Source organism: Microvirga vignae, assembly GCF_001017175.1.
GTDB lineage: Bacteria > Pseudomonadota > Alphaproteobacteria > Rhizobiales > Beijerinckiaceae > Microvirga > Microvirga vignae.
The window spans coordinates 86,643-108,930 of sequence record NZ_LCYG01000021.1 but is presented as its reverse complement, the minus strand read 5'-3'; the positions used below and the strand labels follow the sequence as shown (position 1 = coordinate 108,930).

Sequence of the window (22,288 nt, the reverse complement as noted above, 5' to 3'; positions counted from 1 at the left end):
AACGAGAACCGCACGTCTTCAATGCCTTGCGAGACAAGGCATTCGGCACGCCAGTTCCTAGCTCGAAGGAACAAGCATACGCGTCAACGCGCACGCAATGCGACTGGGAGTCGCCGCGCGGTGGCTCTTTGGCACGGCCACGCCCCGCTGTCCATAGGCGGTTTGGAGATGTTCCAACCTGTTTCCTAGCGCATCATGCGGACCCGAAGGGCCGCGTCAGCGAAAAGTGGCCCCGGTTTTCCGCGTCCAACGATGCGCTGCTCTCAAGAATGAGCATCGGATCAATCCCAAAAGTGCAAGTCCATTTCTCACGTGCGAGGCTCTAGAGCGACACCGGCTCCGGAGCCCCTTCTCCCTCCCGTGCCCCAAGGAAGCCACCCGACTGGCGCCGCCAGAGTCGGGCATAGAGCCCACCGGCCCGAAGCAGCTCCGCGTGGCTCCCCTCCTCCACGATCTGTCCCTCCTCAATAACAATGAGGCGGTCGAGCGCCGCAATGGTCGAGAGGCGGTGGGCAATGGCGAGCACCGTCTTGCCCTCCATGAGCGTCGCCAGAGATTCCTGGATCGCTGCCTCGACTTCCGAATCCAGGGCGGAGGTGGCCTCGTCCAGCACCAGGATGGGTGCATTCTTCAGGATCACGCGGGCAACGGCGATGCGCTGGCGCTGACCGCCGGAGAGCTTCACGCCCCGCTCGCCCACATGGGCGTCATATCCGCGCCGTCCGCGGTGATCCTCAAGTCCCATGATGAAGTCGTGGGCATGGGCGAGGCGGGCCGCCTCGATGATCTCCCGGTCCGTGGCTCCAGGCCTGCCATAGGCAATGTTGTCCCGGATCGAGCGGTGCAGGAGCGAGGTGTCCTGGGTAACCACGGCAATGGAGGAACGCAGGGAATCCTGGGACACCTTGGAGATGTCCTGCCCATCGATGAGGATACGCCCGCCCTCGACGTCATGAAGGCGCAGGAGAAGAGAAGTGATGGTGGTCTTGCCCGCGCCGCTGGTGCCGACGAGTCCGACCTTCTCGCCGGCGCGGATCGTGAGGCTCAATCCCTCGATGACGCCGCCTTCCTTTCCATAATGGAAAGACACGTCCTCGAAGCGAATCTCGCCCCGGCTAACCTTCAGGTGTGGAGCCTGCGGCACGTCCACCAGGCCATGCGGGCGGGCGATGGTCTGCATGCTTTCCTGGATCGTGCCGATATTCTCGAACACGTCACGAACCGTGTGCATGACCCAGCCGGACATGGCGAGGATACGCATGACAAGGGCAAGCCCGGACGCCGCCTCACCACTCGTCATGACGCCCCGGCTCCACAGGAGCACCGAGAGGCCTCCAGTGGCGGCAAGCAGCAGGCTGTTCATGACGGACAGAAGGCCCGAGACAGTGGAGTTCAGCCGCAACGAATGGAGGAAGGCATCCGTGTTGGCCCCCACCGCCTCCTTGACGGCCGAGCGCTCCTCGGCCCCTCGGGCGAAAAGCTTCACCGTCAGGATATTGGTGTAGCTGTCGACCACCCTGCCCACGAGAGCCGAGCGGGTATCGGCCACCTTGAGCGAGCGCTCCTTCGCCTGAGGAACGAAGAACCGCAGGAGAACGATGTAGCCTATGATCCAGAGCCCCATGGGCAAGGCAAGCCAGGGACTGACGCTTGTAAAGACTCCAAGGGCCGTGACGGCATAGATCGCCACGTAGAGCAGCGTATCGATGAGAGTCACCGCAATGCTGCGGATTGCGCCGCCGCCCTGCATGATGCGGTTGGCGAGGCGGCCCGCAAAATCGGCCTGGAAATAGCTCACCGCATGGCCCAGCGTGTAAACATGGGTCCGCCAGCGGATCATGTTGGTGCTCTGCGCGATGATCACCTGGTTGGAGATCAGCTCATGCGCAAAATTCAGGGCTGGCCTGACAAAAACGACGAGAGCCGCCATCATCGTCAGGGTGGCGCCGTGCTCGGCCCAGACCCGGTCCGGCGTGGAATTGGCCAGGATATCCACCAGCCAGCCCAGCAGAATGTAGAGGGATGATTCGAAGAGGCCGACGGTCAGCGCGACAAAGAAGAGGATCACCAGCCAGAAGCGCACCGGCTTGAGATAATGCCAGGTAAAGCTCCCCACCCTGTTCGGCGGCGTCTCGTTCTCATTGAACGGAGCGAACGGATCAACCCGCTTTTCCAGCCACCGGAACATTCCCTTCCCCGATTCCTGTTCTCAAGTCCCCAGCTTTAACACGGGCGGGACCGAAAGCGTTCACTTGACGTCGGCCGCGCCTGCCCCGATGACGATGCCATGCCTCGTCTTGCCATTTTCCAGCCGGACATCCCGCAGAACACCGGCACCATGCTGCGCCTGGCCGCCTGCCTCGGCGTGCCGGTCGAGATCATCGAGCCTGCGGCCTTCGACGTGTCGGACCGGAACTTGCGCCGCTCCGGGATGGATTACCTCAATCACGTGACGATCACACGTCACATTTCCTGGCGTGCCTTCGAGGAATGGCGGCGCGAGGGACAGGGCCGGCTGGTGCTGGCGACCACCAAAGGCGCCGTGCCCTACACCGATTTCCGGTATGAGCCTGAGGACATCATCCTGGTGGGTCGCGAGTCTGCCGGCGTGCCGGACGAGGTCCATGAGGCTGCGGATGCCCGGATCATTGTGCCCATGCAGGCGGGCATGCGCTCGCTCAACGTGGCCGTCACCGCGGCCATGATCCTCGGCGAAGCCTTGCGGCAGACGGGGGCCTTCCCTAATCCCACCCCTATTGAAAGCTGAGGCGACCCCATGACCGACAAAGCCGATATCGAGCGCCTGCAGATCGAAGCCCCTCTCTGGTTTGTCTCTCTCCGCGACCGGATCTGCGCCGCCTTCGAGCAGCTTGAGGACGAAGTCACGGCTCCCCTGCCCTCGGAGGCCTCGGAGCCCGGCCGTTTCGAGCGCACGCCCTGGGAGCGCAAGGACCACAGCGGCGCGCCGGGTGGCGGCGGCGTCATGTCCATGATGCGGGGCCGTGTATTCGAGAAGGTGGGCGTGCATGTCTCGACCGTGCATGGCGAGTTCGCTCCGGAGTTCCGCGGCCAGATTCCGGGCTCCGACCAGGACCCGCGCTTCTGGGCCGGCGGCATCTCGCTCATCGCCCACCCATGGAACCCGAATGTGCCTACCGTTCACATGAACACGCGCTTCGTGGTGACGACGAAATCCTGGTTCGGCGGCGGTGCCGATCTCACGCCCGTGCTCGACCGTCGCCGCACGCAGGAGGATCCTGACAGCATCGGTTTCCATGCCGCCATGGAGGGTGCCTGCCGTCGCCATGCGCCTGAAGGCTCTTATGAGAAGTACAAGAAGTGGTGCGATGAGTATTTCTATCTCAAGCACCGCCATGAGCCGCGCGGCATCGGCGGCATCTTCTATGATTACCACTGGACCGGAAATCCGGACGAGGACCTTGCCTTCACCAAGGACGTGGGCGAGGCCTTTCTGAAGATCTATCCCGAGATCGTGCGCCGCAATGTAACGAAGAACTGGACGGAAGGAGACCGCTTCGAGCAGCAGATACGCCGCGGCCGCTATGTCGAGTTCAACCTGCTCTATGATCGCGGCACGATCTTCGGCCTGAAGACCGGCGGCAACATCGCTTCGATCCTGTCTTCGATGCCGCCAACGGTGAGGTGGCCGTAGGTCACAAGCACACATCCCGAGACAGCGAAGCAGAATCCGGGACCATGTGACTGCCTTTTCTCCTCCGTCGTCCCCGGATTTGTTCCGGGGATCCATGCCTTTGAGGTGGCCTTAAGACGTGGATGGCCGGGACAAGCCCGGCCATGACTTAGTGTTTAGGCGCGAGCCAAAATCCGCTCCAACAAATCCTTCGCGTAAGACTCATCCGTCCGACATCCTTCAGAGAGCCAGGCTTGACGAGCTAAGCCGAGGATCTCACCGACCTTCGGCCCTTTCGGAATACCGCGCTCCACCAGATCGGCGCCACGCAAAGGGAAAGCCGGCAAGCTCTCCTCACCGCTTCGATAGCGCTCAAGGGCGCTCAACGCATCCCCATTGATGTGGGGTGAAGGCTCTCCATCGATGGCGGCGAGAACGGCACTCAACGTCTCGACGCCATGATCGGCCACGAGGCGGCGGATCGCGCTTGCATCGAGCGGCAAGGCCCAGGTTTTCAGAACGACAAGCAACCGCGCATAGGTCACGAGCTTCTTATGCTCGTCATTCGAGAGCCTGAGATGCTCGCGCAGGCGATCCGCATCCTGCTCGACCATCATGGCAAGCGCCGCGAGACGCCAGATCGCAACCGGGTTGTCCTTGTCGAACGCAGCCACTCTGCTGAAGCGCCCGAACTCGGCGGCACCGGCAATCAGCCACGTGAGAAAACCGTAATGGCTCAGCACACGAAGTGTCTCTTCCGCCCGCCGTGCCACGAGAAGCTTGAGCAACTCGTGGCGGATTCGCTCCTTTGAGAGAATGGCCAATCCCTGTCGCTCGATCCCCGATGCCTCGAGGCCTTCCGCATCGGGCTCACCCTCCGCATATTCCGCATGGAAGCGGAAGAAGCGCATGATGCGCAGGAAATCCTCGCGAATGCGCTTATGCGCATCGCCGATGAAGCGCACACGCCGCTCTTTAAGATCGGCAACACCATCAGTGTAGTCGTAGAGCTTTCCGTCAAGACCAAGCGAGAGGGCGTTGATGGTGAAATCGCGCCGCCTTGCATCACGCACGAAGTCGCGCCCGAAATGCACGACCGCATAGCGCCCGTCCGTTTCCACATCCACGCGCAGGGTAGTGACCTCGAAGGGTTCGCCGTCGACGACGACAGTCACAGTGCCGTGGTCGATGCCGGTCGGAACAGGTTTGAACCCGGCGTCATGCGCCCGCCTGACCATGACGTCAGGCAGCATGGTGGTCGCGCAATCCACCTCCGTGACAGGCCGGCCGAGCAGGGCATTGCGTACGGCCCCGCCCACGATACGCGTCTCTTCGCCATGGTTGTTGAAGGCTTCAAGCAGGCGCCGCAGCTGCGGGCGCTCCAGCAGGCCAAGAAGCGCCTTGTGATCGAGGGTCTCACTCACTGAAACTGTCCCGGGACGACTCGTCCATTTTCGATGTGGGGCGGCACGAAGGCGCCGGTATGACGCTCGGTCACCAAGCCTGTGACGATGAGCGAGGCGATGACCATAGCAAGGCCCGCGATGGCGAGCCAGAACGATTGATCGCTCCAGGAGGACCAAGCCAGAGCGTTGCGACGGCGGATGACGAGATAAAGGCCGAAGAGAACGAAAGGCAGGAAGAACAGCACCAATCCCTGCAGGAACGCGCGTGTCATGGAGTGTAGAGCCTCTCGTAGAGATTGCGGATGATGCCCGCGGTCACGCCCCAGATATACCGCCCCTCGTAGGGCATCGCGTAATAGCGCCGAAGCCTGCCCTTCCACTCACGCGAATGAAGCTCGTGACGTGCCGGGTCCATGAGGAAGCTCAAGGGCACCTCGAAGGCATCAGCCACCTCGTTGTGATTGAGATTGAGCGTATAGGATGGCGAGACCCGCGCCACGACTGGAATGACCAGGTAATTGGTGGTGGAGAGATAGGCATCGAGATAGCCGAGGGGCGAGATGAAGCGACTGTCGAGCCCGATCTCCTCTTCAGCCTCACGGCAGGCCGCCGCGAGGATCGATTCGTCGGACGGGTCGACCCGTCCGCCGGGAAAGGCGATCTGGCCCGAATGCTGGCGCAAGTGAGCGGAACGCTCGGTGAGCAGCAAAGCCGGCTCCTCCCGCATCACGACAGGCACCAGCACGGCGGCGGGCTTGGGCTCCAAGGGATAGGCCAGGGGCACATTGTCGAGGCTGTGGTCGCCGCGCGGATTGGCAAGCGCATCCTCCACATGCGGCGGCTCATGGCGCAGCCGCTCGGAAGCCAGCGCCAGGAAATCCGGCTTGTCCCGGGGAGCAACCCTCATGCGAGTCCCTCCAGGTCGGAAGCCGAAGCGATGGGGAAGAAGGCCCCCTTCACCACAACCCCGAACAGATTCTGTCCCTCGACCTCCCGCTCCTCAGCCAAAGCAATCAGGTCCATGGTCAAGGCCCGGGTCACGAGCGCCCACAGATCGCCCCGCACCTTCACATAAGGTTTCACGCCACCATGCTCCTCCTGCTCGAAGCGCAGGGGATGGTCGGATCCTACCTGCACGAGGTCGTCCACATTCGTACGGAAGGCGATCTGGCGATCCTCCCCCTCCCCTTCGACCGCCATCTCGACGGCGAGGAACGGGGCGTCCTCGACGGTGATCCCCACCCGCTCCACAGGGGTGACGAGCACATGGCGCTCCGGGTCCCTGCGAAGAACTGTGGAGAACAGTCTTACAAGCGCGGGTCGGTTGATGGGCGAGCCCATATAGTGCCAGGAGCCGTCGGCGGCGATGCGCATGTCGATCTCGCCGCAATAAGGCGGGTTCCAGCGCTCCACCGGCGGAAGGCCTTTTCGCTTGGCCTCCGCGCCGAGCGCCTCCGCGAGGCGGGCCAGGGCAGAACTGGGAGAAGGGGTGTTGGAATCCGTCATGACGCAAGCGTGAACAAGAAAGTGAACATTGAGGATCGACGAAGGGCTGCCATCGGCTAGTTCCTAAGCATAGAGTCCCCAGGAGCTTCGTCCAATCCTCCGGCTACCCGCTGCGGCTGATCGACTCTTGCCACTCCATGGGGATAGAAGGCAGACTAGGTGTTTGGGGGCGTATGCAACGAGAGGGAGAATGACCTCATGACGGCCAGCATGTCTCAAGCGCCCACCGCCCTGGACGACGCGATCATCCGCAATGCGGAGGCGACGCTTGAGACTGTCGGGCGCGCCAGGGAGGCCATTCACACCGTCATCTTCGGCCAGGAAGACGTGGTCGATCAGACCCTGATCACCCTGCTTGCGGGCGGTCACGGCCTGCTCGTGGGCGTCCCAGGCCTTGCGAAGACCAAGCTCGTCGAAACGCTGGGCACCGTTCTAGGCTTGGACGCCCGCCGCATCCAGTTCACCCCCGATCTGATGCCGTCCGACATCCTCGGTTCCGAGATCCTCGACGAGGGTGCCGACCGCCGCCGCTCCTTCCGCTTCGTGAAAGGCCCGGTCTTCACCCAGCTGCTCATGGCGGACGAGATCAACCGCGCGAGTCCGCGCACCCAATCCGCCCTGCTCCAGGCCATGCAGGAGCATCATGTGTCCGTAGGCGGCGAGCGGCATGATCTGCCGCAGCCCTTCCATGTGCTGGCCACGCAAAATCCCATCGAGCAGGAAGGCACCTATCCCCTCCCGGAGGCGCAGCTCGACCGTTTCCTTTTACAGATCGATGTGAACTACCCGACCCGCGAGGCCGAGCGGCGCATCCTGATCGAGACCACTGGTGCGGAGGACCACAAGCCCGTCGCCGTCATGAATGCCGAAGCGCTCATGAACGCCCAGCGCCTCGTGCGACGCCTGCCGGTGGGCGAGAGCGTGGTGGAGGCGATCCTCGATCTCGTCCGCTCCGCCCGCCCCGAGGGAGAGGCTTTTGACGGCGTCACCGACAAGATTCTCTGGGGCCCCGGCCCCCGTGCCAGCCAGGCATTGATGCTGGCCGTGCGTGCAAGGGCCCTGATCGAGGGGCGCGTTGCGCCTTCCATTGCGGATGTGATGGCGCTGGCTGAGCCTGTTCTCAAGCACCGCATGGCGCTCACCTTCTCTGCCCGCGCCGATGGGGAGACGCTGAGCAGCGTCATCGGCCGTCTCACCGCGCGGCTGGCAAGTTAAGGATCGCAGTCATGGCCCGCGTCCGGGTCCTTCCCGAGAGCGCCCGCTCGCCGCGGCGTCAGGAAACAGAGAGCGCTCTGTCGCTTGCTCACCGCATGCCCCGCCTCGTTCTGGAGGCAAGGCGGGTGGCCGCCAACCTCGCCCACGGCATCCATGGCCGCAGGCGCGCGGGCGTTGGCGAAAGCTTCTGGCAATTCCGCCCCTTCGTGGCAGGCGAGGCCGCGCAGCGCATCGACTGGCGCCGCTCCGGCCGCGACGACCGGCTCTATGTGCGGGAACGCGAATGGGAGACGGCTCAGACCCTCTGGGTCTGGATCGATCGCTCCGCTTCCATGGGCTATTCCTCAGAGCTTGCGCAAGCTCCCAAGGTCGAGCGTGCCATCGTGTTGGGGTTTGCTCTGGCCAGTTGCTTCGTGGAAGCAGGAGAGCGGATCGGCATGCTCGGCCTCATGGCACCGCGCGCGACCCGGCAGATCGCCGAGACCATGGCGCAGACATTGGTGGCGGACCGCGCTTCCCTCGAAGAGGATTTGCCGCCCAGCGCTCCCATCGCGCCGCAGCACGAGGCCATCCTGATCAGTGATTTCCTCTCGCCCGTGCGCGACATCGCAGCCACCGTGGAAGGCATCTCCTCACGCGGCGCCCGTGGCCATCTTGTGATGATCGTCGATCCAGTCGAGGAGACCTTCCCGTTCCAAGGTCAGGCTGTCTTGCACGACCTGGAGGATGGTCTTTCCCTTCGCATCGGCGATGCCGAAGCCTGGGGGCGTACCTACCGCGAGCGGATCGACGCGCACCGGTCCGAGTTGCGGGAACTGACGCGCCGCCGGGGATGGACCTTCACGATCCATCGCACCGACAGACCGGCCAGCGAGGTGGCTTTGCGCCTCATGACCTTGGTGTCGGCCTCCCGCGGCGCGGCTGTAGGAGGGCGCTAGATCATGCTGGGCCTTCCCCTCACCTTCACCGTTCCGCTCGTCCTGACGGCGCTCGCGGCTCTGCCTGCAATCTGGCTGCTCCTGCGCATTACGCCGCCTCAGCCCAAGCGCGTGGATTTTCCGCCGCTCAAGATCCTCGCCGATCTGCGCCCCGAACAGGAGACACCGGCCCGCACGCCCTGGTGGCTTCTGCTCATGCGCCTGCTGCTCGCGGCTTTTCTCATCCTTGCTGCGGCAGGTCCGATCTGGAATCCGCTGGCAGAGGACAATAACCGCGCGCCGCTCCTCATTGTCTTGGATAATGGCCTTGCCGCTGCGCACGACTGGCGAGATCGGATGAATCTTGCCTCCGAGCGCATCGAGGCGGCTGGCCGCGACGGTCGCACCGTCGCTCTCATTGCCACGGCGGAGCAGCCTGCCGCTATCGAACCCTCGGACCCCGGATCCACGCTGGAGCGTCTGCGCTCCTTGAAGCCGCAGCCGCATCTGCAGGATCGCGCAGCTCATCTCGAATCCGTCCGGCGTTTTCTGGACGCGACGCCTGATGCACAGATCGTTTGGATCAGTGACGGGGTTGCCGGCGTTGATGGACAGGGCTTCATCGACGGCTTGGCACGAATGGCAGACGGTCGGCGGATCACAGTGCTCAAATCCGAGCGTGCTTCCACGCTTGCGGTCGCAGGTGTCGAGAATGCCAGCGGGCGTCTGAACGCGCGGGTCGTGAGGGCGGAACCCAACGGGCGTGATTCCGGCACGCTGCGGGCGCTTGATCTGAAAAACCTGCCGCTCGCCGACATGCGCTTCACCTTCGACGCGAACGCCACCGAAACCACGGTTGCCTTCGATCTTCCCACGGAGATCAGAAACGCCATCGCCCGCATTGAAATTCTCGGCGAGAGTTCCGCCGGTGCGGTGAACCTCCTCGACGAGCGCGGCAAGCGTCGCCGCGTGGGCCTCGTATTCGGCGGCACCGCCGACCAGACGCAGCCGCTTCTCTCACCGCTCTATTACATCGAGCGCGCCCTCTCGCCCTATTCGGAAATCCGCATGGGTCGCGGCGGCGTGGCCGATGCAGTGAACCAGCTCATTGAGGAACAAGTTTCCATCCTCGTGCTCGCCGACGTAGGCGGCCTCGACCGTGAAACGCTCGGCAAGGTGGCAGCTTTCGTCGAACAGGGCGGATTGCTGCTCCGCTTTGCGGGTTCTCGTTTGGCTGCGGGCAATGACGAGCTCGTGCCGGTCCGCCTGCGCCGCGGCGGGCGCAGCCTCGGTGGATCCCTCTCATGGGATACGCCGAAAACCTTTGCACCCTTCACGCGCGAGAGCCCCTTCTTTGGCCTGAAAGTTCCGGAAGAGATCGGCATCCGTCGCCAGATCCTCGCCGAGCCCGATGGCGATCTGCCCTCGCGTACCTGGGCCTCGCTGGCAGATGGAACGCCCATCGTAACAGCAGACAAGCGTGGCGACGGCCTCGTCGTGCTCTTCCACGTAACCGCCGACACCACCTGGTCGAACCTGCCGCTCTCCGGCCTCTTCGTCGACATGCTGCGTCGGATCACGGCTCTCGCTGGTGCGCCGAGCGATGTGAATGCGGAGGCGCGCAATGCCGAGAACGAAACCGTTGCTCCACGCCTAACCCTTGATGGCTACGGCGTGTTCACAACACCAGCTGCGAATGCCCGTGCCGTGGCTCGCAACTATAACGAGCGCGCTACAGGAGAGCATCCGCCGGGCTTCTATGGTCCCGTCGATTCAAGTCTCGCCGTGAATGCGCTTCTGCCGGACGACAAGCTCGCACTGCTCAACATCGCTCCGCTCAACGCACGGATCGCACCACTGGCGGGCGCTCAAACCATCGATCTGCGCATGCCTCTCTTCATGCTCGCTCTCATCCTGCTTCTTGCTGATACGCTGGCTTCGCTGTGGCTCGGTGGCCATCTCGCAAATCTTTCAGGACGCTTGCGCAAGGCAGGCGCGGCAGCCTCCATCCTTCTCGCATCGATGATGCTCTTTACCTCCGCCTTCGATGTGCGAGCGCAGGACCTTGGGCCGCGCCGGTTTGACGAGAGCGCGAGCCCCGCACTTGTGACACGCTTGGCTTACGTGATCACTGGCGATACGGGTGTCGATGAGGCGAGCAGGGCCGGCCTTCTGGGACTGACGCAGGTTCTGTCGCAGCGCACGGCGCTGACCCCCGGCGATCCCATCGGCATCGATCCATCGCGCGATGAGGTCGCTTTCTATCCGCTCATCTACTGGCCCATCGTCGCCACACGGCCCGTTCCATCGGAAGCGGCGATCCGTAAGCTCGACGCCTTCATGAAAGGCGGCGGCACAGTGATCTTCGATACTCGCGATGCTTTCAACAATCGCCCCGATGGAGCGGTGAGTGCCGAAGGCCAGTATCTGCGGCGCATGTTGGCCACCCTCGACATTCCTGAGCTTGAGCCGGTGCCTACAGATCACGTGCTGACGAAGACATTCTATATTCTCGACTCCTTTCCCGGCCGCTACGCCACGGGACAGACCTGGGTCGAAGCTCTACCGCCTCAGGCAGAGGGTGAAGAGAACCGTCCCGCCCGCTCTGGCGACAGCGTATCTCCGATCATCATCACCTCCAACGATCTTGCCGCCGCGTGGGCTGTCGGTGCGCGCGGAGAATATCTTTTCCCCGTTGTCGGCAGCGATCAGCGCCAGCGTGAGATGGCCTACCGCAGTGGCATCAACATCGTGATGTACTCACTCACCGGCAACTACAAGGCCGACCAGGTGCATGTGCCCGCACTGCTCGAGCGGCTGGGGCAGTAAGGCGAGCCATGTTATCAGTGCTTTCGATCGGCTTCTCGCCCCTCATTCCAACCTATGCACTCTGGATTGTTGGTGCTATTGCCGCGCTGCTTGCGATCCTTGCGATCATCTCACGTGGGCCTGTGGCGATCCTCCGGGCTATTGCGCTGGCGCTCGTGTTTCTTGCTCTCGCCAATCCGTCCCTTGTGCAGGAAGAGCGCGAGAAGGTGAAGGACATCGTGGCCATCGTCACCGACCGCTCGACCTCGCAGACCCTCGGAGACCGCGCCGCGATGACGGATCAGGTGCGAGCGGAGCTGGAGCGGCGCTTCGGCTCGCTCGCCGATGTGGAGCCGCGCTACATCCAGGCGGATGACAGCGGAGGCGATGAGGGAACGCGTTTGTTCGCCGCCCTCTCCAACGGCCTGGCCGATGTTCCGCCGGATCGTCTGGCAGGTGTGATCTTCATCACGGACGGAGTGGTGCACGATATCCCGCCCTCCATCGACGCGCTTGGATTCCGCGCGCCCCTGCACGCCCTCGTCACGGGTCGTCCCGATGAGCGCGATCGGCAGATCAAGCTGATCGAGGCTCCCCGCTTCGGCATTGTCGGCAAGGAGCAGACCATCCGTGCGCAGGTGATGGAGCGCGGCGGCACGGGCTCGGCCCTCGTCACGCTTCGGCGTGATGGACAGGTTCTCTCCCGCCAGCAGGTCCGCTCCGATACGCCGTTCTCTCTGCAGGTGCAGATCGAACATGGCGGCACGAATGTGGTCGAGCTGGAAGTGGAAGGCCTGCCCAACGAGCTGACGCAGGCGAACAACCGCGCCGTCGTTCCCATCGAAGGCATTCGCGAGAAGCTGCGCGTGCTGCTCGTCTCTGGCGAGCCCCATGCGGGTGAACGCACTTGGCGCAACCTGCTGAAGTCCGACGCCAATGTGGACCTCGTGCACTTCACCATTCTTCGTCCGCCGGAGAAGCAGGACGGCACGCCGATCAACGAATTGTCGCTGATCGCTTTCCCGACCCGCGAGCTGTTCCAGCAGAAGATCAAGGATTTCGACCTGATCATCTTCGACCGCTACGCGAACCAGAGCATCCTGCCTTCGAGCTATTTCGAGAACATCGTGCGCTATGTGCGCGAGGGCGGCGCAATCCTTGTCGCGGCAGGTCCGGAATTCGCAAGCTATGGCAGCCTTGCACAAACGCGGCTCGCACCGGTCATTCCCGGCATCCCCAACGGGCGCATCGTCGAGCAACCGTATAAGGCCAGCATCACCGATACCGGCAATCGCCATCCCGTGACGCGGGATCTGCCGGGGTCCGAGACTTCACCGCCGGCCTGGGGCGAGTGGCTGCGCATCATCGGGTCCGACGTGCAATCGGGCGCAACGCTGATGTCCGGGGCGAACGATCTTCCGCTGCTCGTGCTGCGACGCGAGGAGAAGGGCCGCGTTGCGCTGCTTCTCTCCGATCATGCTTGGCTTTGGGCGCGCGGTTATCAGGATGGCGGCCCGCATCTGGACCTGCTGCGCCGCCTGGCGCATTGGCTCATGAAAGAGCCGGCACTGGAGGAGGAAGCGCTTCGCGCATCAGCTTCAGGCCGCACCATCCGCATTGAGCGGCAGACAATGGAGGACACGGCAGCACCCGTAACCGTCGTGACACCGAGCGGCGCGGAGAGCAGCATTCCCCTCTCTGAGAGCCGTCCCGGTCTATTCACGGCCGAGATCGAAGGCAAGGAACTCGGCCTTCACACGGTGCGTTCCGGCGAGCTCATCGCCTTCGTGAGCATCGGCCCCGCCAACCCGCGCGAGCTGATGGACGTGTTCAGCAATACGGAGGCGCTCACTCCCATAGCGGAAGCGACCGGTGGCTCCGTGCGACGCGTGGCGATGGAAGGTGACCAGAGCATCACGGTGCCCCGCATCCTCGTGGTGCATTCCGGCTCGCGCTTCTCCGGTGGCGATTGGATCGGCCTCAAGCCCAGTGAAAGCGCCATCGTGCGCGGCGTCTCCGTCTTCCCGCTGGCGCTCGGCTTCATCGGCCTTGCGCTTTTGATCGGCGCGACGCTCGCGGCTTGGCTGACGGAAGGCCGCCGCAGAGCCTGATCACGCCTCTTTCGGAAGAGGCGTGACAATTCCTTTCGTACGGGTGAGTGCCCCCTCCGCCAGCTCCAAAGCCAGAAAGCGGGCAGGATTGACTGGGCCCGGCAATTGCAATTGCTGCGGCGGGACATGTTTGAAGCCGAAGCGGCTGTAATAGGGCTCATCGCCCACGAGGAGCACCAGGGTATGCCCCTTTGCCTTCGCCGCCTCTAGCGAACGGCGCATGAGGGCAGCGCCGATGCCTCTGCTCTCGAAGGCCGGCTCGACAGCCAACGGCCCCAGCATCAAAGCAGGCTCTTCGCCTGCCATCACCGGCGTCAGGCGGACGGAGCCAACCAGCAGCGTGCCCACCATAGCGGTAAAGGAGAGATCGAGCAGATGGCCGGCACCTTCCCGCAGACGGGAGGCCGTGCGGGCATAACGGCCTGGACCGAAGGCGCGCTCGTGAAGGCGCTCGATAGCCTCGGCATCAATGGGTTGCTCGGAACGGATGAGAAGGGAAAGCTCGGTCATGAACGGACTCAGGGTGCGAGACGACAATAGGAAAGGCGGCCGGACTAATGAAGGCAGCCCTGTCGTCGTCGCTGAATCCGAATGATGGTCATGGGTGCGGCGTTTCCTTCTGTGGCTCTGGCCATAGCGCATCGTGCTTCAAAAGTGGATCCGGTTTTCACTGACGTGGCCCTTCGGGTCGCTGACGCGGACCTCCGGTTCCGCATCGAACGATGCGCTACTCACAGAGAATGAGCATCGGATTGATCCCAAAAGCGCCCTCCACTTTTGGGTCCGATGCTCTAGCAGCGTCGGGCACGCCGCGCAAACCCTACTCTCTTACCAGGTGGTGGAGGGAGGCTGCCCTTCGAGGATCTCAGCCAGCCGGCGGCGGGTTGCCTGCGTCGTGCCCTCTGGCAATTGATCGAGCGGGAAGAACCCGGCCTCAGCGATCTCCCGGTCAGGCTTCTTTTCTTCCAGGACCGTGAAGCGACGGATCACATAGACCAGCACATGGTCGCGCCGCGAGATCCGATGGTTGAAGAAAACACCTGCTAGGACCGGCAGCTCGTCGGTTGCGATGCAGGCTTCCTCGCGCAGCTCGCGGGTCAACGCATCGAGCGCCGTCTCGCCCGTTTCCACGCCGCCACCGGGGAGGTGCCAGCCCGGCATGTAGGTATGCCGGATAAGGAAGACCCGGTTCCCCCCGTCGAGCACAACTGCGCGGACGCCCAAGGTCATGCCCCGGGAAAAGCGCCAATAGGTATGAAGCCCCCAGCTGACGAAACGGGCAGCTTTGCTCTTTGGCACGGAGTCAGACATTTGCTGAATAAATCATGGGAAGATTACGGGAAAATGAATGGAGACATTCACTCATTGCATAGCTGATCCATGGGAATAACGCGTGACCTGCATCCTACTAAGGTCTAACACAACGCCAACCAAAGGCGTTCCAATGTTTCTGACCCTGATCCTGTCCTACATCAACCGTACGACCCGCTTTTCCTGGTCCCCGGCCCTCAACCTTGAGGACCGCTCGATCTACTCGACCCTGATCCCGGGCGCTCAGTACTAAGGCTTTGAACTTGCGATAGCCAAGCTCCAGAGGGGCTTGGCTATCAGCCTGGCCCCTCTGGGCATCGTCCTGTTTGGGGCCATGAAGTCACTATCTGAACCGCTTGAGCGCGAGGTCACTCGCTCGCCCCCATCAGCGACGAGAGCGACTCGCGAATTGACCGGATTTTCGCGGACCGCCTTAGCCCCGACTTTTCCTCCTCCCCAGAGATCTGCGACGGTATGGCCGAAGACGGGCCGTGGTTCTTCGTGGCTGCGCGGTCCCATAAAGCCGGCGAGCGTCCTGGCGCTTCTCGCCGGCATCTTCATCGGCAACGCTTGACGGCACGCGCAGGGCGGGCGAACTCTCGTCCGTTCACCTGTTCTAGGCCATCATGTTTCGCATTGCCCATCTCACGGACCCTCATGTGGGACCCCTCCCCCGGCCCCGCCTGAAGCAGTTGCTGAGCAAGCGCCTGACCGGCTGGTACAACTGGCACCGCAGCCGGCAGGACCTGCACGACATGGAGCTGCTGGCCGAACTCGTCGCCGATATTCACGCCCAGAAGCCAGACCACATCACCTGCACGGGCGATACCTGCAATATCGGCCTTCCTGATGAATGGGAGACATCGCGCATATTCATGGAAAGTCTCGGCGATCCGTCGCGCGTCACCTTCGTGCCGGGCAATCACGATGCGTATGTGCGCGGCTCGCTCGAAGGTTTACTGAAGAAGATTGCTCCGTGGACACGCGGCGATGACGGCCGCGAGGCTGTGTTTCCCTATCTTCGCCGGTACGGGAAGATAGCCATGATCGGCCTGTCCTCTGCCATTCCTACGCTCCCCTTCGTGGCCACTGGGCGTGTGGGGTCGAAGCAAACGAAGGATGTGGAGGAAATGCTGGCTGAGCTGGGGAAAGACCCGTTCTGCTTCCGCATCGTCCTCATTCACCATCCGCCCCACGTCGGCGGGGCCGAAGCTGGACGCAATCTGACCGACGCCAAGCGATTTGAGGGCATGATCAAGCGTGTCGGCGCTGAGCTCATTCTTCACGGGCATAATCACGTGGGCTCGCTCGCTCACATTGACGGGCCGCGTGGGCCTGTTCCGGTTGTCGGAGCCCCTTCCGCTTCCGCACGCGGAGGAACGCTCACGCACAAGGCGGGCTATCATCTCTTCACAATCGATCATGATGAAACAGGCTTCCTGCTCACAGCCGAATTGCGAGGCTTGAAGCCTGACGGTACCGTTGGCGGTATGGGCATGCTGTCTCTTGCCCGCATCAGACAACCCGAGGCACGTCCATGAACGCCCCACTTCCCTCAAGCTCCCGGAAGGTGGAGGATTTTGCAGCCAAGCTCGGATCGACGATTCATGTACGTGATATGCCGCAATCGACCCGCACGGCCGAGGAGGCAGCGGCGGCTTGTGAATGCGACGTCGCGCAGATCGTCAAATCTCTCGTGTTCCAGGGCGCAACGAGCGGCACGCCTTATCTGTTGCTGGTGTCGGGCAAGAACCGGGTCGATCAGGATGGTGTGGCGCACAGCATCGGAGAGGCTCTTTCACGTCCCGACGGCAGAACGGTACGGGCCTGGACAGGCTTTGCCATCGGCGGCATTCCCCCTTTCGGTCATGATCAGCCCATGAAGACCTTCATCGATCCGGACCTTCTCGTCTACGACACCGTGTGGGCCGCAGCCGGCACGCCTCAGGCCGTCTTCTCCGTCAATCCTAAGGCTCTGGCCAAGGCTGTTGAAGCCGTCACGATCTCGATGTCTTAAGCGCTCTCCAATAGGATTGATTGTTCTGCTCACGCTTCAAACTTGGCAAAGATTCAGAGCTTGAGCGTAGATGATATGTCGTTCCTTTCTGGAACCGCCCAGATCGCTCCTCGTTGAAGGGGTGCAGCAGCCACCCATGAATTTTGCAAGCCTGGCGGGCTTCGCGCGGTGTTCTGCGCTCCAAGAAACAGGAGTTACCTCATGAAGAAGCATGTTGTTCTCGCTGCCCTGCTTGCATCCATTTCCGCACCAGCTTTTGCCCAGGCGGTCATGGATAGTCAGACTTACCGTATGATGGCGGCTCAATCCGATGCATTCGAGATTGCCTCGAGCCAGCTCGCTTTGCAGCGCTCGCGTAATCCCACTGTCCGCCGCTTCGCTCAGGAGATGATCCAAGATCACTCCATGACCAGCCAAGCACTGAATGGCGGTCGCCCCGTCTACACGGCTTCCGGTGAGTTCATCGCCGGTTCGCTCGGCGGCACGCTGGCCGGTGCTGGTATCGGCGCTCTCATCGGTGGTCCGGTGGGTGCCGCTGTGGGCGCTGGTGTCGGCGCAGCTGCAGGCACCACTGCAGGGGCGGCGGCCACCTCTCCACGCGCAACTGGCGGCACGGCAACCGGCGCCCTGACGGGTGCTGGCGTTGGAGCCTTGGTCGGCGGCCCCGTCGGCGCGGCTGTTGGGGCTGGTGTCGGCGCGACGACGGGTGCGGCGGCCGGCTCGGCGGCCGATGTGCAGTCCACCGGCTCGATCACGCCGATCCGCGTTGGTGTTCCGCTCAGCCCCGAAAAGACGGCCATGCTGAACCAGCTCGCCTCTACCTCCGGCGCGCAGTTCGACCGTCTCTACGGTCAGTATCAGCGAATGGGTCACCAGGAAGCGCTGGCCCTGCACGCGAACTATGCTCAGGCTGGCGGCGATCCGTCCCTGCGCCAGTTCGCAGCTTCCGTGGTACCGCATATCGAGCAGCACATGGCAGACGCGCGCCGTCTTCCCGGCGGCTCGGTGAGCCGTCGCCGCTAAAGCATCAGCCCCGAAGTGGAGTCCACTTTTGGGGCTCATCCGATGCTCGATTTATGGAGGAGCGCATCGTTGAAACGGAAAACCAGGTCCACTTTTCCGCACGANNCGGGTCCATAGGACCCGCCGTTTTTCATGAGCCTTGAAGAAAACGCTCGACTTCAGCCCGATGAGGCATGGGCGCAACGGCCCCCCTGCCCAAGGTCGACAGGGCGGCAGCTGCATTGGCGTAAGCCGCTGCACGGAACGGGTCGCGATGCAGGAGCCACTCAGCGAGAAATGCCCCGTCAAATGTGTCGCCAGCACCTGTTGCATCGACGGCCTCGACAGGCTTTGCCGCGACCACCTCCAGCTGCTCTTTTGTAGCTACCATCGTGCCGTTCTTGCCCATGGTCAGCGCCACCACGCCGCAACCGAGATTGAGATAGAACGCACAGATCTCTTCAGGGCTTTCCAGCCCCGTGAGCTGGCGTGCATCGTCGAGGCCGGGCAGAAGAATATCCGACATGGCGGACGCACCATGAATGATCGCGCGGGCGCGCTCCAACGGCCAGAGCTTCAGACGGAGGTTGGTGTCATAGCTCACGACCGTTCCGTTCGCTTTCGCATGGTTGATCGCGGCGAACACCGCATCGGTGCAGCTTTCCGAGATAGCCTGCGTGATACCCGATGCGTGCAGGATGCGCGCGGACGCAATCTGGATCAGCGGCAACTCATCGACAGTGATCAGGCTCGCCGCCGATCCTGCACGGGCATAGGAGAACACGTGCCCGTCCGCGCCATAGCTGATGAAGTAGGCACCCGTTCGCCCATCCTTGCGCGAAATGACGGTTGAGCAATCGATGCCTTCGCGGTGCCAGAGATCAAGAAAATCCTGCCCGAAGAAATCACGCCCCAGTGCGGTGAAGATCGCAGTCTTCGCACCCTGGCGCGCTGCCGCAACGGCGGCGTTGGAAACATCACCACCGAAGCCAGGAAGGTAGAGGCGCTCGTCCTCACGCTGCACCTCTGCGAATTCCATCAGCGGCTCGCCGAAAGCGAGAAGGTCAATGCTTTTCATGGGCCCTATCCTACCTTGGGGAATGCAGACGGGAGATTCTCTCCAACTGCTACGACTTTACCGGGATTGAGGATGTTCTGCGGATCGAGGGCGCGCTTGAGGCTGTGCATGAGATCGAGCGCGACCGGATCCTTGTAGTGCACCAGCTCATCGCGTTTGATGAGGCCGATGCCGTGCTCGGCGGAGATCGAACCATTCATGTCGTGCACGATATCGTGCACGATGCGACTGAAGCGCTCCCATTCGCTAAGATACTTGGCCTTATCCATGCCCACCGGCTGCGACAGATTGAAGTGAATATTGCCGTCGCCGAAATGGCCGAAAGCACACACACGCACACCCGGCATCTCCACCTCACAGGCTTTCGTCGCCACATCGATGAACTCGGCCACACGCGAGACAGGCACGGCGACATCGTGCTTGATCGATCCGCCTTCCATGCGCTGGACCTCGGAGAGATGCTCGCGCAGCCCCCAGAGCGCCTGGCTCTGCGCCTCGCTGGAACCCAGCACCGCATCCTGCACCAAGCCCTCCTCGAAGGCTTCGCCGAGGACGGCTTCGAGCTGGCTTTGCAGGTCCGCATCCTTCTGCGGTGAAGACAGCTCGATCAATGCATAGGAATTGTGCTTCTCGGCAAGCGGTCGCACCGAACCCGGCATGTGCTTCAAGACAATCTCGATGCCGAATTCCGGCATGTATTCGAACGCGGTGAGCTGGTCGCCTGCCGCCTCGCGCAGACGCTGGAACACCTTGAGCGCATCGTAGGGCGAGGCGCAGCCGATGAACGCGGTGACACGTGCATGTGGTTTGGGAAAGAGCTTCAGCACGGCAGCCGTGATGATGCCGAGCGTGCCCTCCGACCCGATGAAGAGATCCTTCAGGTCATATCCCGTATTGTCTTTGCGCAGACCTTTGAGGCCATCCCAAATGCGGCCGTCGGCCAGCACCACTTCGAGACCGAGCGTCAGATCACGCATGTTGCCATAGCGCAGAACGGCGGTGCCGCCGGCATTGGTGGCAAGATTGCCGCCGATGCGGCACGAGCCTTCCGAGGCCAAGGACAGAGGAAAGAGGTAACCGGCCTCGCCCGCTGCATCCTGCACGGTCTTGAGAATGCAGCCGGCCTCGACTGTCATCGTAGCATTCACCGGATCGATCTCACGGATGCGATCAAGACGGGTCAGCGACAGCACCACGCCACCATAAGGGACGCCGCCGCCGACGAGACCCGTATTGCCGCCTTGCGGCACCACAGGCACGCCGGCCTTCGCGCATTCCTGCAGGACGAATGCAACTTCCTCACGATCCTTAGGCCGCACCACGGCCAGGGCCTCGCCTCGATACAGCCCCCGCGCCTCGGTGAGGTGGGCGTCGATGTCGCTTGTCGCCGTCAGCACATAGGCCTCTCCGAGCCGTGCCTTCAGGGTTTCAATGAGAGCCGTACCAGTGCTGCCGTGTGCGGTCATTGTCGTTCCTCGTGTGGAGCCTCCGTTCATGACGTCTTGTGGTGCGGACTGCAAGGTATAGGAAGGAGAAAGACGATCCCTGCCCTTTCATCAGAAGGCTCTCGCAAACCATCATGGCTTACGTCATCCCCACTCCTCCGCTCAGCGCCCTCCCGATCGCAGGCTCCAGAGACCTTCTTCCCGTGCGGCGCGTCTATTGTGTTGGCCGCAACTACGCCGCTCATGCGCGGGAGATGGGTGGCGATCCGACCCGCGAGCCGCCCTTCTTCTTCATGAAACCCGCCGATGCCCTGCAGGTCGTGCCGGAGGGTCAGACGGTTGACCATCGCTATCCGCCCAAGACGCAGAACTATCACTTCGAGGTGGAACTGGTGGTCGTCCTCGCCAAGGGTGGCCGGGACATCCCGGTTTCCGACGCGCTCGACCATGTCTTCGGCTATGCGGTCGGTCTCGATATGACCCGCCGTGACCTTCAGGACGAGGCCAAGCAGTTGCGCCGCCCATGGGAGCTCGGCAAGGCGGGCGATTTCTCAGGCCCCGTCGGCCCGATCCATCCCGCCACAGAAGCCGGGCATCCGGCCAAGGGCGCCATCTCTCTCAGCGTCGACGGTGCCGTAAAGCAGAAGGCCGATCTCTCGGACATGGTCTGGTCCGTAGCCGAGCAGATTGCTTACCTTTCTTCGTATTTCGAGCTCGCTCCGGGCGACGTGATCTTTGCCGGAACGCCGGAAGGCGTAGGCGCCGTAACGCAAGGGCAGACCATGATCGGGGCTATCGAAGGCCTTGGCGAGATCCGCCTGCGGGTTGTGTAAGGGCCTCCAAGGGCCCCTTGCCTTTTTCCAAAGATTGGCAGTTACTGCGTCACGGCGCGGCCTGAGAGGGCCGCGAGCAAGATAGGCTCCAAAGTGTATCCGGAGCCCATAAGTTAAGGGAACGACTATGAAATTCGTTAAGACCGTCGGCCTCGCCGTCCTCGGCACCGCTCTCGCAATCGGCGGAGCATCGGCCCAGCAGAAGACCGTCAAGATCGCGACCGAAGGCGCTTACGCTCCGTGGAACTTCACGGGCGCCGGGGGCAAGCTGGAGGGCTTCGAGATCGACCTCGCCAACGACCTGTGCGCCCGCATGAAGGTGAAGTGCGAGATCGTCGCTCAGGATTGGGACGGCATTATCCCTGCCCTCACCGCCAAGAAGTACGATGCCATCATGGCCGGCATGAGCATCACCGACGAGCGCAAGAAGACCATCGACTTCGCTGGCCCCTATGCCGCTGGCCCGAACGGCTTCCTCGTCCCGAAGTCCTCGCCGCTCGCCAAGATGCCGGGCACGGGCCAGGCCTTCAACCTTGACACCCAGAAGGAAGCCGCCGAGAAGGCCATCGATGCCGTGAAGCCGCTCGTGAAGGGCAAGACCATCGGTGTCCAGGGCTCGACCATCCACGCGAACTTCGCCGACAAGTACTACAAGGGCACGGCCGAGATCCGCGAGTACAAGACCACCGAGGCCCACGATCTCGACCTCGCTGCCGGTCGCATCGATGCGGTTCTCGCCGATTCCACGGCAATCATCGGCACCCTCGAAAAGCCCGAGTTCAAGGATTACGCTCTCGTCGGCCCATCCATCACCGGCGGCCTGCTCGGTGAAGGCGTCGGCGTCGGCCTGCGCAAGGAAGACCAGGAGCTGAAGAAGGCCTTCAACGAGGCCATCCAGGCGGCTGTCAAGGACGGCACGGTGAAGAAGCTGTCTGAGAAGTGGTTCAAGATCGACATCTCCCCGAAGGCCTAACGTTTCAGGCTTCA

At 62.7% G+C, this 22,288-nt stretch carries 20 protein-coding genes; 11 read left to right on the top strand and 9 right to left on the bottom strand.

From position 1 onward, the window contains the following. Nucleotides 1-322 precede the first annotated feature (322 nt). The gene (locus AA309_RS09945; RefSeq protein ID WP_047188848.1) at nucleotides 323-2,188 is read right to left on the bottom strand and encodes an ABC transporter ATP-binding protein; all 1,866 of its coding nucleotides are present in this window, start codon (nucleotides 2,186-2,188) and stop codon (nucleotides 323-325) included. Nucleotides 2,189-2,287: 99 nt separating this feature from the next. Between AA309_RS09945 and AA309_RS09940 the strand changes: the two genes are divergently transcribed. Further along, on the top strand, nucleotides 2,288-2,767 hold the full coding sequence (locus AA309_RS09940; RefSeq protein WP_047188847.1) for a tRNA (cytidine(34)-2'-O)-methyltransferase: 480 nt from the start codon (nucleotides 2,288-2,290) through the stop codon (nucleotides 2,765-2,767). Nucleotides 2,768-2,776: 9 nt separating this feature from the next. Then, nucleotides 2,777-3,673, top strand: coding sequence for an oxygen-dependent coproporphyrinogen oxidase (hemF, locus tag AA309_RS09935; protein ID WP_047188846.1), 897 nt, complete (start codon nucleotides 2,777-2,779; stop codon nucleotides 3,671-3,673). Between the two features lie 155 nt (nucleotides 3,674-3,828). Here hemF and AA309_RS09930 read toward each other — a convergent pair whose 3' ends face one another. Genes AA309_RS09930 through AA309_RS09915 form a run of 4 tightly spaced genes read right to left on the bottom strand, consistent with a single transcriptional unit; the run spans nucleotide 3,829 to nucleotide 6,564 of the window. Continuing rightward, entirely contained in the window at nucleotides 3,829-5,076 is a 1,248-nt protein-coding gene (locus AA309_RS09930; protein WP_047188845.1) for a CCA tRNA nucleotidyltransferase, read from the bottom strand. Then, entirely contained in the window at nucleotides 5,073-5,330 is a 258-nt protein-coding gene (locus tag AA309_RS09925) for a DUF6111 family protein (RefSeq protein ID WP_047188844.1), read from the bottom strand. The genes AA309_RS09930 and AA309_RS09925 overlap by 4 nt, the downstream gene beginning before the upstream one ends. After that, entirely contained in the window at nucleotides 5,327-5,965 is a 639-nt protein-coding gene (locus AA309_RS09920) for a CoA pyrophosphatase (RefSeq protein ID WP_047188843.1), read from the bottom strand. The genes AA309_RS09925 and AA309_RS09920 overlap by 4 nt, the downstream gene beginning before the upstream one ends. After that, a complete protein-coding gene (locus AA309_RS09915; RefSeq protein ID WP_047188842.1) occupies nucleotides 5,962-6,564 on the bottom strand; it encodes a DUF1285 domain-containing protein in 603 nt (200 codons plus the stop codon). Before AA309_RS09915 ends, AA309_RS09920 begins: the two co-directional genes overlap by 4 nt. A gap of 198 nt (nucleotides 6,565-6,762) precedes the next feature. Between AA309_RS09915 and AA309_RS09910 the strand changes: the two genes are divergently transcribed. Genes AA309_RS09910 through AA309_RS09895 form a run of 4 tightly spaced genes read left to right on the top strand, consistent with a single transcriptional unit; the run spans nucleotide 6,763 to nucleotide 13,615 of the window. Beyond that, nucleotides 6,763-7,779: an AAA family ATPase gene (locus AA309_RS09910; RefSeq protein ID WP_047188841.1), complete on the top strand. Its 1,017-nt coding sequence runs from the start codon at nucleotides 6,763-6,765 to the stop codon at nucleotides 7,777-7,779. Between the two features lie 11 nt (nucleotides 7,780-7,790). Further along, on the top strand, nucleotides 7,791-8,717 hold the full coding sequence (locus AA309_RS09905) for a DUF58 domain-containing protein (protein WP_047188840.1): 927 nt from the start codon (nucleotides 7,791-7,793) through the stop codon (nucleotides 8,715-8,717). 3 nt (nucleotides 8,718-8,720) lie between these two features. Next, nucleotides 8,721-11,525 (top strand): DUF4159 domain-containing protein, encoded by a 2,805-nt coding sequence (locus AA309_RS09900; RefSeq protein ID WP_047188839.1) that lies wholly within the window; start codon nucleotides 8,721-8,723, stop codon nucleotides 11,523-11,525. A 17-nt stretch (nucleotides 11,526-11,542) separates the two neighbouring features. After that, nucleotides 11,543-13,615 (top strand): membrane protein, encoded by a 2,073-nt coding sequence (locus AA309_RS09895; RefSeq protein WP_047188896.1) that lies wholly within the window; start codon nucleotides 11,543-11,545, stop codon nucleotides 13,613-13,615. Here AA309_RS09895 and AA309_RS09890 read toward each other — a convergent pair whose 3' ends face one another. Both AA309_RS09890 and AA309_RS09885 read right to left on the bottom strand, forming a co-directional pair. Continuing rightward, nucleotides 13,616-14,125 carry a GNAT family N-acetyltransferase gene (locus AA309_RS09890; RefSeq protein WP_047188838.1) on the bottom strand — a complete coding sequence of 170 codons (510 nt, stop codon included), beginning with the start codon at nucleotides 14,123-14,125 and terminating at the stop codon, nucleotides 13,616-13,618. Nucleotides 14,126-14,443: 318 nt separating this feature from the next. Next, a complete protein-coding gene (locus AA309_RS09885) occupies nucleotides 14,444-14,926 on the bottom strand; it encodes an NUDIX domain-containing protein (RefSeq protein ID WP_047188837.1) in 483 nt (160 codons plus the stop codon). Nucleotides 14,927-15,552: 626 nt separating this feature from the next. Here AA309_RS09885 and AA309_RS09880 point away from each other — a divergent pair. The 3 genes from AA309_RS09880 (at nucleotide 15,553) to AA309_RS09870 (ending at nucleotide 17,966) form a co-directional block, all read left to right on the top strand. Beyond that, nucleotides 15,553-16,467 carry a metallophosphoesterase family protein gene (locus AA309_RS09880; protein ID WP_047188836.1) on the top strand — a complete coding sequence of 305 codons (915 nt, stop codon included), beginning with the start codon at nucleotides 15,553-15,555 and terminating at the stop codon, nucleotides 16,465-16,467. Continuing rightward, on the top strand, nucleotides 16,464-16,943 hold the full coding sequence (locus AA309_RS09875) for a YbaK/EbsC family protein (protein WP_047188835.1): 480 nt from the start codon (nucleotides 16,464-16,466) through the stop codon (nucleotides 16,941-16,943). Before AA309_RS09880 ends, AA309_RS09875 begins: the two co-directional genes overlap by 4 nt. A gap of 201 nt (nucleotides 16,944-17,144) precedes the next feature. Continuing rightward, nucleotides 17,145-17,966 (top strand): DUF4142 domain-containing protein, encoded by an 822-nt coding sequence (locus tag AA309_RS09870; protein WP_047188834.1) that lies wholly within the window; start codon nucleotides 17,145-17,147, stop codon nucleotides 17,964-17,966. A 130-nt stretch (nucleotides 17,967-18,096) separates the two neighbouring features. Here the strand turns inward: AA309_RS09870 and AA309_RS09865 are convergent, their stop codons facing one another. Together AA309_RS09865 and AA309_RS09860 are read right to left on the bottom strand one after the other, a co-directional pair. Beyond that, on the bottom strand, nucleotides 18,097-19,023 hold the full coding sequence (locus AA309_RS09865) for a sugar kinase (RefSeq protein WP_047188833.1): 927 nt from the start codon (nucleotides 19,021-19,023) through the stop codon (nucleotides 18,097-18,099). Between the two features lie 5 nt (nucleotides 19,024-19,028). Beyond that, nucleotides 19,029-20,489, bottom strand: a complete 1,461-nt coding sequence (locus AA309_RS09860; RefSeq protein WP_047188832.1) for an FAD-binding oxidoreductase — start codon at nucleotides 20,487-20,489, stop codon at nucleotides 19,029-19,031. A gap of 113 nt (nucleotides 20,490-20,602) precedes the next feature. Between AA309_RS09860 and AA309_RS09855 the strand changes: the two genes are divergently transcribed. Together AA309_RS09855 and AA309_RS09850 are read left to right on the top strand one after the other, a co-directional pair. Continuing rightward, nucleotides 20,603-21,301: a fumarylacetoacetate hydrolase family protein gene (locus AA309_RS09855; protein WP_047188831.1), complete on the top strand. Its 699-nt coding sequence runs from the start codon at nucleotides 20,603-20,605 to the stop codon at nucleotides 21,299-21,301. 127 nt (nucleotides 21,302-21,428) lie between these two features. Beyond that, complete coding sequence (locus AA309_RS09850) at nucleotides 21,429-22,274, top strand: lysine/arginine/ornithine ABC transporter substrate-binding protein (protein WP_047188830.1); 846 nt, start codon at nucleotides 21,429-21,431, stop codon at nucleotides 22,272-22,274. Nucleotides 22,275-22,288: the final 14 nt, after the last annotated feature.